The organism is Actinomyces naeslundii (assembly GCF_001956585.1).
In the GTDB taxonomy this organism is placed as follows: Bacteria; Actinomycetota; Actinomycetes; order Actinomycetales; family Actinomycetaceae; genus Actinomyces; species Actinomyces naeslundii.
Genome location: NZ_MSRR01000009.1, coordinates 12,334 through 25,933, shown reverse-complemented (window position 1 = coordinate 25,933; position 13,600 = coordinate 12,334). Strand labels below are relative to the sequence as shown.

6 protein-coding genes are annotated in these 13,600 nt (G+C 73.3%); 3 read left to right on the top strand and 3 right to left on the bottom strand.

All coding sequences use genetic code 11. The annotated features are described in order from the left end of the window. The first annotated feature begins 98 nt into the window (after nucleotides 1-98). Entirely contained in the window at nucleotides 99-1,007 is a 909-nt protein-coding gene (locus BKH33_RS04755) for a type 1 glutamine amidotransferase (protein WP_076066894.1), read from the top strand. Nucleotides 1,008-1,046: 39 nt separating this feature from the next. On the opposite strand, the gene BKH33_RS04750 is transcribed toward BKH33_RS04755, so the two are convergent. Then, entirely contained in the window at nucleotides 1,047-2,729 is a 1,683-nt protein-coding gene (locus BKH33_RS04750; protein WP_076142595.1) for a DNA repair helicase XPB, read from the bottom strand. Nucleotides 2,730-3,037: 308 nt separating this feature from the next. Here BKH33_RS04750 and BKH33_RS14270 point away from each other — a divergent pair, with 308 nt between their 5' ends. Together BKH33_RS14270 and BKH33_RS04740 are read left to right on the top strand one after the other, a co-directional pair. After that, on the top strand, nucleotides 3,038-5,512 hold the full coding sequence (locus BKH33_RS14270; protein ID WP_167368377.1) for a helicase-associated domain-containing protein: 2,475 nt from the start codon (nucleotides 3,038-3,040) through the stop codon (nucleotides 5,510-5,512). A gap of 152 nt (nucleotides 5,513-5,664) precedes the next feature. Next, nucleotides 5,665-7,404: a DUF3027 domain-containing protein gene (locus BKH33_RS04740; RefSeq protein ID WP_081395416.1), complete on the top strand. Its 1,740-nt coding sequence runs from the start codon at nucleotides 5,665-5,667 to the stop codon at nucleotides 7,402-7,404. Nucleotides 7,405-7,428: 24 nt separating this feature from the next. Here BKH33_RS04740 and BKH33_RS04735 read toward each other — a convergent pair whose 3' ends face one another. Together BKH33_RS04735 and BKH33_RS04730 are read right to left on the bottom strand one after the other, a co-directional pair. After that, nucleotides 7,429-8,265, bottom strand: coding sequence for a uracil-DNA glycosylase (locus BKH33_RS04735; RefSeq protein WP_043538888.1), 837 nt, complete (start codon nucleotides 8,263-8,265; stop codon nucleotides 7,429-7,431). 68 nt (nucleotides 8,266-8,333) lie between these two features. Continuing rightward, nucleotides 8,334-13,409 carry a DEAD/DEAH box helicase gene (locus BKH33_RS04730; protein ID WP_003781007.1) on the bottom strand — a complete coding sequence of 1,692 codons (5,076 nt, stop codon included), beginning with the start codon at nucleotides 13,407-13,409 and terminating at the stop codon, nucleotides 8,334-8,336. Nucleotides 13,410-13,600: the final 191 nt, after the last annotated feature.

Genomic DNA, 13,600 nt, shown 5'->3' with positions numbered 1-13,600 from the left:
CCGCAGGGCGCCGGTGTGAGCAAGTCGTTTCGCCTCAGGCGGCACGTTTGCGCCTGTCGCCGTTTGCGGAGAACTGAGCCACCGGCAGAATGTCGCCTATGACAGACACGCTCACGATCACCGTCATCGAGCCCGAGGAGCTTGCGCCCGTGGGGCGCCTGGGGGAGTGGCTCTTCGCCGAGGGAGCCGCGCTGCGAATGGTGCGTCCCTGGCGGGGCGAGTCCATTCCCTCCTTGGAGGAGGTCGGAGACGGCCTCGTCGTGCTGGGCGGTTCCATGAGCGCCCACGACGAGGGTGATCACCCCTGGCTGGCGGATCTGCGTGAGCTGCTGCGCGGCGTTGTCGCCGAGGACGTCCCCGCCATCGCCATCTGCCTGGGGGCCCAGGTGGCCGCGGAGGCCCTGGGCGGCACGACCGCTGTGCCGGCGCTGGGCAATGACGAGGTCGGCGTCGTCGAGCTGACCATCACGGCCGCCGGCGAGAGCGACCCGGTCTTCGGGGCCGTGGCCGCCGAGGCCATCCGCGCCGCGCACCGTGCCGGGATCCCCACCTCCGACGGCACCCGATTACCCGTCATCGTCTCCCACCACGACGCCGTCACCCACCTGCCCGAGGCCGCCACCCTCCTGGCCTCCTCCGACCGCTCCCCGGTCCACACCTGGCGGGCCGGCCGGCTCCTGGCCTTCCAGCACCACCCCGAGTCCGATCCGGCGCGCGTGGCCTACTGGCGCACCCGCGACGCCCTGAACGACCTGGCCGGGACCATGGACGCGGCCTCGCTCAAGGCCGCCCGCGACGCTCTGGAGGTGGCCGCCGGCCGGAGCGCCGCGCCGGGCGCCGCCGGAACCCACGGGGCGACGGCCGCCGACCTGCCCGAGGCGGCCGCGAGCGCCGGGGCCGCCACCCGTGAGGAGGCCGAGAGGGTCGATCCCGTCATCCAGGCCTTCGGCCGCACCCTGGCCCGCGTCCTCGTGCGCAACGTGCGCGCCCGTCGCCTGTCGCGCTGAGCGGGTCACCGGACCGGGCGGCCCCATTCGCCGTCGGGCTCAGAGGTCCTCGGCGTCGATGATGGTGTAGGCGTAGCCCTGCTCGGCCAGGAAGCGCTGGCGGTGGGCCGCGTACTCCTGGTCGGCGGTGTCGCGGGCGACGACCGTGTAGAAGTGAGCCTGGCGGCCGTCCTCCTTGGGGCGCACGATCCGCCCGAGCCGCTGGGCCTCCTCCTGGCGTGAGCCGAAGGAGCCCGAGACCTGGACGGCTACGCTGGCCCCGGGCAGGTCGATGGAGAAGTTCGCGACCTTGGAGACCACAAGCGTGCGGATCTCCCCGCAGCGGAAGGCGTCGTAGAGGCGCTGGCGCTCGCGCACCGTCGTCGAGCCGGTGATGACGGGGGCGCCCAGGTGCTCGGCGATCTCGGTGAGCTGGTCCACGTACTGGCCGATGACCAGGGCCGACTCGCCCTCGTGGCGGGCCAGGAGGGCGTCGATGATCGGCAGCTTGCGCGGTGAGCAGGCCGCCAGGCGGTAGCGCTCCTCGGGCTCGGCGGTCGCGTAGGCCATGCGCTCACCGGCGTCGAGGGTCAGGCGCACCTCGGTGCAGATCGCCGGGGCGATCCAGCCCTGGTTCTCCAGGTCCTTCCAGGGGGCGTCGTAGCGCTTGGGGCCGATGAGGCTGAAGACCTCGTCCTCGCGGCCGTCCTCGCGCACGAGGGTCGCGGTCAGGCCCAGGCGGCGGCGCGCCTGCAGGTCCGCGGTCATCCGGAAGATCGGGGCGGGCAGAAGGTGGACCTCGTCGTAGACGATGAGCCCCCAGTCGTGGGAGTCCAGCAGGTCCAGGTGCGGGTAGACGCCCTTCCGGCGAGTGGTCAGGACCTGGTAGGTGGCGATGGTGACGGGGCGGACCTCCTTGCGCGAGCCGGAGTACTCGCCGATCTCGTCCTCGGTCAGGGTGGTGAAGCGCATGAGCTCCTCCTTCCACTGGCGCGCCGAGACCGCGTTGGTGACCAGGATGAGCGTCGTCGTCGAGCTCTTGGCCATGGAGGCGGCGCCCGCGAGGGTCTTGCCGGCCCCGCAGGGCAGGACGACCACGCCGGAGCCCCCCGCCCAGAAGCTCTCCACCGCCTCGGACTGGTAGGGGCGCAGCTGGAAGGTATCGGGGGAGTCGGTCAGGGTGATGGGGTGGGCCTCGCCGTCGACGTAGCCGGCCAGGTCCTCAGCCGGCCAGCCCAGCTTGATGAGCACCTGCTTGAGGTGGCCCCGTTCTGAGGGGTGGACGACGACGTCGGCCTCTCCGAGCCGGGTCCCCAGCAGGCCCTTGGTGCGCTTGGAGCGCATGACCTCCTCCAGGACCGGCACGTCGGTGGCGTGCAGGACCAGGCCGTGGGCGGGGTCGGTGAGGAGCTGGAGGCGGCCGTAGCGGCTCATCGTCTCGGCGATCTCGGTGAGCAGGGCGTGCGGCACCGGGAAGCGCGAGTGGGTGATGAGGGTGTGGACGACCGTCTCGGCGTCCAGGCCCGCGGCGCGCGCGTTCCACAGCGCCAGCGGCGTGATCCGGTAGGTGTGGATGTGCTCGGGGGCGCGCTCCAGCTCGGCGAAGGCCGCGATGGAGCGGCGGGCCTCACCGGCCCGGGGGTGGGCGACCTCCAGGAGGACGGACTTGTCGGACTGGACGATGAGCGGGCCGTCGGGGGCCGACGACGCCGGGGACGCAGGATCGCTGGGCGTGGCGGACATGGGCGGGAGTATCCCAAGCCGGGGTGGCGCGCCGCCGTGACGGAGGAGACGTTCCTCTTCCAGCGGGAGGGGCGGTCCGGCCTCGGCGGAGGGCGCCAGAAACGGTGATATCTGTGGGATCGTGTCCACATCGGTGACAAAGGCGCGAGACGGGCTCCGGCCTGCGAACAAAAACCGCATGATTCTGCGGTTCGCGTTGCTGGCCTCGGGGGCGGTCGGGTCCCTTTGTCTCCGATTTGGACACCGGCGCCCTCCATCCCCGGTCCCTGTCCTGTCCGTGAGTCGGGCGGGGGCGTATTTTTGTGCGGATGAGCCCTTCCGCCTCCACCCAGGACCTCGCCGTGCACCTCACGGCGCTGCCGGACCGCGAGGTCGCCGCCCTGCTGGTGGCGCGCCCGGACCTGGCCGCGCCGCCGTCCTCCTCCTTCCTGGCATTGGCGACCCGCGCGGGGGCTCAGGGGAGCGTTGAGCAGGCCCTGGCCGGGCTGGATGCGCCGACGCTGGCCGTGGCCGAGGCGGTGGTGGCTCTGAGCGGCCCCACGGAGTCTGAGGAGACCGAAGGGGGCGGAGGCACTCGAACCGCCGAGGGCGATGGATCCGATGGAAACGTTCAGAGCAAAGGCGAACCGGCCGATCCGGCCGACGCTGGTCTGACCGGGCTGGTCGCCGCCCACCTACCGCTGTCGACTGAGCAGGTCGCAGAGGCCCTGGGACACCTGCACCGGCTGGCGCTCGTCGTCGAGGGCAGGCCCGTGGCCGCGCTGGAGGCGGCCTTCGGGCCGCACCCCTTCGGCCTGGGGCCTTGGGCCGCCGAGCCCCTGAGCGCCGAGCAGCTGCCACCCACCCTGGAGGAGCTGAGCGAGGACGCCGCCGGCGAACCGGTCGTTCCGGCGGCCTCCGTGGAGATGCTCCAGGCCCTCACCTGGGGGCCGCCCGCCGGCACGCTGCGCTCGGGTGGCCGGGCCCCGGGGGCGGCGCCGCTCATCGAGCACGGCTGGCTGGAGCGCAGCAGCGACGCCCGGGGACGCACGCGCTTCATCCTGCCGCGCCAGGTCGCCCTCGCCCTGCGCGGCGGCCGCCTGACCCGTGAGTCCCTGACCGCTCCCGAGACCGGTGAACTGGAGACGGTGGGCGGCGACGTCGTCGCCTCCGAGTCCTCCTTCCATGCCGAGGAGACCGTCCGGCTCGTGGCCGCGCTCCTGGAGGAGTGGGGCCGCGAGGGCGGGACGATCCGCCGCACCGGCGGAGTGAGCGTGCGCGCCCTGACCCGCACCGCCGATGCCCTGGCCCTGGAGGCCGACGCGGCCGCCCGCATCATCGAGACCGCCGCGGGTGCCGGGCTCCTGGGCCTCGACGACGACGGCGCCACCTGGGTGCCCTCCTCCCTGGCCGCCGGCTGGCTCACCGACAGCCTCCCCCAGCGCTGGGCGCCCCTCGCCCTGGCCTGGTCGGGCAGCGCCCGCACCCCCTGGCTGACCGGCACCCGCGACGACGACGGGACCCTGCGCGCCGCCCTCAGCCCGGACCTGGAGGCCGGGTGGGCAGCGCGACTGCGCGCCCGGGTGCTCGCCCTCCTGGGCGACCTCCCACCGGGGACCAGCGCCACCCCCGCCTTCGTGCGGGCGGCCCTGACCTGGCAGAGTCCCCGGCGCACCATCCCCGGCGGGGCCATCTCCGCGGTCCTGGCCGAGGCCGAGACCCTCGGGATCACCGGCGGCGGCGCGCTCACCGAGGCCGGCAGGATCCTCGCCCGACGGGCGGCGGCGAGCCTCGATGAGCAGGACGTCGTTCGCAGCGGCAGTACGGGTGACGCCGGCGGCGCCGAGGGAACCGATGGTGACGCGCACGCCGAAGTGCTGTCGGACGACGAGACCCTGGCAGCTCTGGAGGCGGCGCTCGCCGCGGACCTGCCGGCCGCCGTCGACATGATCCTCGTCCAGTCCGACCTCACCGCCATCGTCCCGGGCCGGCCGGCCCCGGAGCTGGCCGCCCTGCTGGAGCGCACGAGCGTCGTCGAGTCGCGCGGCGGGGCGCTCACGGTGCGCTTCACCCCCGAGTCGGTGCGCGGCGCGCTCGACGTCGGCTACCGGGCCGAGGAGATCACCCAGGCGATCGGCCGCTACAGTCCCGCGCCGCTACCGGACTCGCTGAGCGTGCTCATCCAGGACGCGGCCCGCCACCACGGGGCGGTGCGAGTGCGGGCGGTGTCCGCGCTGCTGCGGGTCGGCGACGAGGCGACGGCCGCCGGCCTCCTGGCCGAGCCGCGCTTGAAGGATCTTGGCCTCGATGAGGTGGCGCCGGGGATCCTCGTGGCCACTGCGAGCGCCGGGCAGGTGCTGCGCGAGCTGCGCGCCACCGGGCTGGCGCCGGTGACCGAGGATGCGAGCGGTCACCTGGTGGTCGGGCCGGCCACCGCGCAGCAGGCGCACCGGGCCCCCGAGCCCTCGCGCCCCGGCAGCGAGCACTCAGTGCGACGGCGTCGGCCCGGAAGGCGCGAGCTGGCGACCCTGGTCTGCAGGCTCCGCGTGGGGCAGGAGGCGCTGCAGGCCGCAGGCGAGGCGGCTGTGGCCACCGACCCGGTGCACGCGCTGGCGGTTTTGCGCCAGGCCCAGTCCTCGCGCTCGCGGCTGCGGCTGACCCTGGCCGGCCCCGACGGCGCCGTGCAGGAACGGCAGGTGAGAGTCATGGCCGTGGAGCCCGGCCGGGTGCGCCTGCGCGACGTCGTGCGCGAGACCGAGCTGACCGTGGCCGTCCACCGCATCGTCTCGGTCGAGGCGAATTGACGGTTCTCTCACTCACCGACATTTTCTTCAAAAATGACGCGTATCCGCGTCGATTGTGAAGAAAATGTCGAAGTGCGGGAGGCTCAATCAGTGTGCCCAGGCCAACCCGGGTGGGCCAGGGCAGTTTCAGGAGCCTCCCCTACACTGGCCGAGTGACCGACACGATCGACTCTCACACCGATGCCTCAGGCGAGCCCACGACCGAGACCGGCTCAGGTTCTCCGGTGGGCGCCGCCACCGAGGCGCGCACCTCCACGGCGACCCTGGAGCGCCCGGCGCCGACCCCGGCCCCCGTACCGCGCGCCGGCGCCCTGCCGACCCCCAGCCAGCAGGCCCAGGCCGCCAAGGACAAGCCCCTCACCTCCCCGGCCGCCGTCGAGCTCGCCCGCCACGCGCTGGAGGAGATCACCGACCCCATCACCGTCGGCGAGTACCTGGCCGCCGCCCCCAACGCGGAGCGCCTCGTCACCCACCTGTTCGACTGCACCCTGAGCGGCTACCGCGGCTGGCGCTGGGCGGTCACCCTCAGCCGCGTCCCACGTAGCCGCACCGCCACCGTCTGCGAGATGGAGCTCCTCCCCGGCGAGGAGGCCCTCCTCGCCCCCGCCTGGGTTCCGTGGGCCGACCGCCTCGAACCCGGCGACATCACCCGCTCCGACCGTCTCCCCCGTAAGGAGACCGACGAGCGCCTCGAACCCGGGTGGGAGGCCACTGGCGAGGACGCCGACGCCGTCGCCCTGGACCAGCTCGACCTGGGCCGCCCCCGGGTCCTGAGCGCCCAGGGCGTCTCCAGCGCTGCCGAGCGCTGGTACGGCGGCGACCACGGCCCCGACGCCGAGGGCGTCCGCAAGGCCCACGCCACCTGCTCCACCTGTGGCTTCTTCGTACCCATGGCCGGCGCTCTGCGTGCCATCTTCGGAGTCTGCGCCAACGAGTGGGCCACCGACGACGGCAGCGTCGTCTCCCTGGACCACGGCTGCGGCGCCCACTCCGAGACCGACCTGCCCGACCAGGGCCCGGAGTGGCCCATCAATCCCTCGCGGGTCGACGACCACCTCATGGTGCCGCTGAGCACCAACGGGCTCGACCTGCGCGAGGGCCGGAGCATCGCCGAGCTCGCCGCCCAGCAGCCCGACGACGTCGACGGCGAGCCCGGCGGGGCCCCCGACGAGAATGCAACCGATGCGCCCGGCCCGGCCTCCAACATGGAGCCGTCGGTCCAGGATGCCGATCCCGATGCCGCGACGACCACCGTCGACTCCGACGGCGTTGTTGACAACGCTGCTCGTGCTGACGCCAAGGGCAGTGCCGAGCGTGCGGATGCCACCGAGCCCGCAGCCGAGGAGCGGCCGGCGGAGTCGCCCGGGAAGAAGACCGGTAAGGCGGAGGAGAAGGCAGCTGCGAAGCGTTCCCGTCGTGCGTCCGCCCCGACCAAGCGTCGTCGCACCTCCGGCTCGTCGGAGGAGACCGCCGAGGACCACCGCAGTCGCCTGCTGGAGCTCGATCTTGCAGATCTTGGGCAGGCGACTGCCGACGCGGCGTCGGCCTCATCGGCCTCCGATACCGTCGAGGCCCTCGCGGCAGTCGCGGACCCGGCGCGGACCCCTGCCAGCGCCGGCTCCGGCGACTCGCCCAGTGAGCGCGCCGCCTCAGCTCGCGCCGCCGTGGCCGGCCTGTCCCTCGCGCTCGGGATCGACGCGGCTGCCGGGGAAGCGGAAGAGGAATCGGTTACGGGGCCCTCGGTCTCGGCACCAAGCGCCCGAAGCGCCGACGGCCGCACGGGCGGGACGCCCCAGGAGGAGACGTCCGGCGTGGAGCCCGAGGACGCGGAGCCCCCGCACGCACCGCGGACCCTCGCCGACCTCGAGGCCATCCTGCCCGACCGCTCCTGACACGTCCTCGGCCGCGCTCCGCCATCATGCCTCAGCGAGGCGCTTGGCGGTCCCCAGCACCTCGTCGAGCATCGCCTCGGTGAGCCGCCCGGTGAACGTGTTCTGCTGGCTGGGGTGGTAGCTGCCGAGCAGCGTCACCGGCCTGCCGTCGGTCCTGGTCAGCTCCGCCGTCGCCCCGTGGCCGAAGCGCGGCTGAGGGCGGGGGAGGGACCACCCCGCCTCGCGGGTGACCCGCAGTGCCGCGCCCCATCCGATCCCGCCCAGCGCCAGTAGCACCTTGACCTCGGGCATGAGGGCGATCTCGCGGGCGAGCCACGGTGCGCAGGTGGTGCGCTCGGCGGTCGTCGGCTTGTTGGCCGGCGGGGCGCAACGCACGGCTGCACCCATGCGCGCCCCGATGAGTCGCTGCCCGTCACCGGCCGCCGTCGAGGTGGGGGACGTCGCCAGGCCCGCCCGGTAGAAGGCGGCCCACAGCCAGTCCCCGGAGCGGTCCCCTGTGAACATGCGGCCGGTGCGGTTCGCCCCGTTGGCCGCCGGTGCCAGCCCGACGACGTAGATGCGGGCATCTGTCGTTCCAACGCTCGCCACAGGTCGACCCCAGTACGGCTCGTGGGCGAAGGAGGCGCGACGGCCGGTCCTGGCCACCTCCTCACGCCAGGCCACGAGGCGGTCGCAGGCGCGGCACACCGTGATCCGGGCGTCGAGCGCGGGCAGGTCCGACGATGCACCGGCCAGACGTGCCACGTCAGCGGCCGATCGGGCCACAGGCGTGGTGGCGGTGGCGGGATCGTCGGGCCATCCGGTCCCGGGCGGGACCGGGGAATCGAAGAACGCTCCGGTGATGGGGTGCGGATCGGACATGTCCCCATTGTGCATACGGGCAGAGCACCATGGTTCCGGCTTCTGTCATTGGTGAGGGGCCGGACCACTCATCGCGAGAAGGATGCTCCATACGGGCCGACGGCGAGGCGCATCCCCCTGGGGTCGGAGACGAAACCGGCCTGACGCAGCAGGTCGCTCACGGCGCGATCCAGCGCGCTGACGCCGTTGAGCGACTCCACCACCGTACGGTGCCGTCCCGGCGGCGATCCCTGGCGCGCCAGCGCCCCCTGTCTCGCGGTCGCCAGAGCGCTCAGGGCGCGCGTCAGCACCTCCCGCTCAGACGTGTAGGAGATGAGCACCTTGAAGCTGTCCGAGGCATAGAGCACCGGAGCGCCATCAATGAGGACGACGCTCGCGCCGCGGCGTCGCTGCGGCGCACCCCCTGCCTCCTCGCCCTCGATCCCGACCTTACCGATGCCTGCGGGTAGCGCCGGCTCGGGCCACGCCGACCCTCGGCCAACCAGACAGGCCGGGTCCTTCAGGTCGAGGACGATGCCGGTGCCGGAGTCGCGCTCCCCGGCCGACTCCTGGCCCAGGAACCGCAGGCGGTCAACGGTCTCCCGCTCGGCGAACTGAGCCGGACCGAGACCCTCGACGAAGCCGCCGCGCAGGACGGCCCCTGTGTCCTCCATGCGCCGCAGCACGGGCATGAGCGGCACGAGCCCTCCCGCACCGCCGAAGGCCAGGGCGACGTCGCGGGAGACGACCCCGTACCGGTCCAGCAACGACTCCACCTCAGCGATCGCCCGTTCCTCGGCGGAGGCCGGAGCAGCCGAGATCCGCACCCACGAGGTGGAGGAGAGCACGGAGGACAGGCGCCCGGAGGCGGTCTGCCCGCCGGTCTGCGGGATCGCAACCATGGCGCGCCGGCTGCGACGGCTGCGCACCCGCCGTGCCGGTGCCCGGTGAACCTTGGGCGCGGGCTCCAGCGATCGGCGCACGGGCTCGAAGGAGCGGCCCGTGGCAGCCCCCTCGCGCACCAGCCGCCAGCGCTCGTCCTCGGAGCCCTCCTCGTTCAAGTCCCCGTCCTGCTCAGTCCGGGGCCCGGCCCACGCAAGCGCATCCCCGACCACCGGGGCGAGAGCCGAGTCCGTGGGGAAGAAGGCGATCTCCCCGAGCGCGACGACGTCGTCGGCCCCCGCCGGTGCGGCCGAGCCGCGCTCGCCCGGGCCTGTCCGGCCCGATCCGCTCTGTCCCGAGGCCAGCTCCTCACCAGGACGCGCCTGCCAGACGACCTCCCCGGAGGCGATGAGCTCATCGAGCATCGCGGGACGGTAGTCGGCCACCCGCGCGGGCAGCACCACCGACTCCCACAGGTCGGCCGGCAACCACACGCCCTCCAGCGCGGCCAGGGCCTCCGCCAGGGCGTCTACGCCGCTGCCCGCCTCATCCAGCCCGGCCCGCTCCAGCACCAGACGCTGAAGGACCTCGGGAGCCACCGGTGCGACGGCGGCCCGAGCCCGAGCCAGGGAACGGTTGCGCACTCGGGCGAAGACCGAGGACTCCATCCATCCCGCCTCGCCAAGGCTCACGAGCGAGCCGTCCCCGGCGAGCTCCCTCAAAGCGGCCTCGGCCGCCGACGCCCCTATACCGAAGGCCTCCGCCACCTGCCCCGGCGTGATGAGCGTGTGCACCCGGGCATGGCGCAGGACGAGATCGTTCAGGGGAGAGCGGGCCGCCGGGATCCGTGCGGCTGCGCCGTTGACGCCGTCGAGGGCGGTCTGCTCCGCGGCCGACTCGGGGATCGCCGTCCCCAGCGCCAGGTGCAGGCCGCCGGCGTCCTCGATCCGCGCCCAGTGCTCGCGCCCGCCAATAGTCACCCTCAGGGCGCGGCCGGCATCGGCGAGCTCATCCACCGCTGACCGCACCGCCGCAGGCAGGCCGTTGGCGACCCCGGAGTCCTCCTGGACGTCGTCGCCGCCCGACTCTCCGGTGTCGACGCACCGCTCGACCAGCTCCGTGTCGGTCAACGGCCCGAGCTCGCGCAACAGGTCGGCGATGCCCTCGGCGTCGGCTCGGGCCCGCCGCCCGGACGCCAGGTGCTGAAGCTCGGCCTCCACCTCCGCCATGACCTCGTCGTCGAGCAGCCCGGCAAGACCTCCGTCCCCCAGCAGCGCGTCGAGCACCTGGGGATCCAGGGACAGCAGCCGGGCCCGGTGCTCGGCATGCGGCAGGTCCTCCTGGTACAGCAGGGTGCTGGTGTAACCGAACAGGAGCGGGTGGGCGAAGGGCGAGGGCTCGGTGGTGTCGGCCTCGACGACGCGCACCCGGCCGGAGCCCAGGCGTTCCATGAGACCGGTGAGAGCGGGCAGGTCGTAGTACTCCTGGAGGCACTCGCGCGCCGCCTCCACGCTGACGGGGAAGTCCTGGAACTGGCGGGCGGCCTCAAGCAGCTGACCCGCCTTGACCCGCTGCAGCCACAAGGGTGTGCGGTGCCCCGGCCGCGTGGTGGGCATGAGCAGGGCGCGCACGGCGCACTCACGGAACCGGGCTGCGAATAGCGCCGTCTCATCGATCCGGCCGCGCACTAGGGCAGAGACCTCCAGGGGATCGAAGACGACGAGCTCGGCGCCCGGGAGCCGCCCTTCAAGCACCGGAATCTGCAGCACGATGCCGTCGTCGGCCGCGATCACCTGCGGTTTGATCCCCAGTACCTGCTGCACCCGTTCCCGGATCGCCATTGCCCAGGGCTCGTGGACGCGCCGCCCCAGCATGCTGTGGACGATGATGCGCCAGCTGCCGGACTCGTCCCGGTTGCGCTCCAGGACCAGGGTCTCATCGGTGGGCAGGACCCCGGTGGCGCAGCACTGCTCGCGCAGCAGCGCCACGAGATTGTCCCGGGCATGGGCGTCCAGCCCCGCATCCATGAGCCGGCGCCGCAGCACCTGCTCCGCCTCCGACTCACCAGTACTCCCCGGTTCCTCCAACCCGGCTTGCGCCTCCCGCAGGAAGGCCCCTTTGGCGAGCCCGGTGGCCGCCGGCCGCCCCAGGCCCTCGCCCCGCCAGAACGGCAGGCGGGCGCTGCGTCCCTCGGCCGGGTCGACGACGACGCGGTCGCCCGTGATCTGCCGGATCCGCCAGCTCGACGTGCCCAGTGTGATGATGTCGCCCGGGCTGGACTCGTTGACCATCTCCTCGTCGAGCTCGCCCACCCGGCGCCGCCCGGCCTCCTCGGCCCCCTCGGGCAGAACCACCGGGAACATGCCCCGGTCCGGGATCGTGCCCGACGACGTCACGGCCAGCCGCTGCGCGTTCGGCCGGGCGCTGAGCCGGCCGGTGACGCGGTCCCACACGATCCTCGGCGAGAAGTCGGACAGATCTGCTGAGGAGAAGCCTCCGGACAGCAGCGTCAGCACCGACTCGAAGGCCCGACGCGGCAGTGAGGCGTAGGGCGCCGCCCGTGTGACGGTGGCGAACCAGCCATTGGCCGTCAGGTCCCCCGCACTCACCGCGGCGACCGTCTGCTGGGCCAGGACGTCCAGCGCGTTGGTCACCAGGACGGTGTGCTCGATCGTCCCGGCCCGCATCCCCTCGGCGGCGACGACGGCGTCCACCAGGTGGGTCCGCTCCACCGGGTAGATGACACCGCGGGGTCGCCCGCCCACCCGGTGATCGGCCCGCCCCACCCGCTGCAATCCCGCCGCGACCGACGGCGGCGGCGCCACCTGGAGCACCAGGTCGATGGAGCCGATATCGATCCCGAGCTCCAGCGAGGCCGTGGCCACCACGCACCGCAGCTCTCCCGAGGCCAGCCGGCGCTCCACGTCCAGACGCTGCTCCTTGGAGACCGACCCGTGGTGCGCTCGGGCAATGACGGGCGCCCCCTGCGGTATCGGCTCGGTGTGCGCGGCGGTGCCCATCTCCCAGGACTCGCGGTGAACCGGAGCCTGGGTCTCCGACGGCGGTGCAGCATGTGATGCGAGGCGCGGCTCCGGTTCTCCCACGTTCTCCGACCCGCCGCGCGCCGCATAGGCCTCGTTGAGCCGGGCGGTCAGGCGCTCGCAGGCCCCACGGGAGTTGACGAACACGAGCGTCGTACGGTGGGCGAGGACCTGGTCCAGGATCGCGTTCTCCAGGTGCGGCCAGATGGAGCCCGACACCCGGGCCGGCCCCGCCGAACCCGGGACTCGGCTCGCTCCGGCCGACCCCGTCCGTCCCGACTGCTCAACCTGCCCCGCCGCCATGGCGCGGCGCAGCGCCCTGTCCGAGCGCCACGTATCCCCCGCCCCGGCTCGCGCGAGTCCCGAGGACCGCCCTGCGACGCCGAGCGAGGGGGATCCCATCGCCCGCTCCATCCGGGTGCGACGGTCCGAGATCGCCGGGATGCGGGCCATGTTCTCCACCGGCACGGCCACTGTGACCTCCGGCGCCGCCCGGCCGTCGTCGGCGATGACGGTCACCGGGTGCGGCCCGCCGAGGAACCTCGCCACCTCCTCATGGGGCGAGACCGTCGCGGACAGGCCTACACGCTGCGCCGGGCGCTCCAGGAGGTCATCGAGCCGCTCCAGGGAGAGGGCCAGGTGCGTGCCGCGCTTGGAGCCGGCGAAGGAGTGGATCTCATCGACGATGACGGTCTCCACCGTGCGCAGCGTCTCGCGCGCGGCGCTGGTGAGCATGAGGTAGAGCGACTCCGGCGTCGTAATGAGGATCTCCGGCGGATGCTCGCGCAGCCGACGGCGCTCCCTCGCGGGCGTGTCCCCCGAACGCACCCCCACCGAGATCGGGAGGGCAGGGCCGACGGCGGCGATCCCCGCCAGTGGTCGGCGCAGGTTGCGCTCGACGTCGGCCCCCAGCGCCTTGAGCGGTGAGATGTAGACAACCCGCACGCCGCCGGCCGGCTCCGGGCGCTCGCGGGCCTCCGCCTCGCCGGTGTCGAGCCGCCCCAGGCGATCGATGGCCGACAGGAAGGCCGCCAGTGTCTTGCCCGAGCCGGTGGGGGCGATGACCAGCGCGTTCTCTCCCTGTCCGATCGCCGCCCAGGCGCGCTCCTGCACGGCGGTGGGCCCGGTGGGAAAGGCATCGGAAAACCAGGTCCGGGTGGCCTGTGAGAAGCTCTCCCAACCCGGTCTGTACGCACTGGCCGTAGCGGCGCCGTCGCTGCTCGTTGTTGCCCCCACGGCCATGCTCGCTCACCCCCGCTCACCTTGTGGCTTTAGTGGACATCCTTCCATGAGGCTGTGACAGCAATCCGCGCCGCTTCATTGTGCTGACCGGATCGCCGCGCGGAGCTGAAAAAGCCTGCGGCAGCGGTGGGGGAGCAGCCCCGCATCCGCTCCTCCACCGCCACCGCGTATTGCAGCGATACAACCGTCTG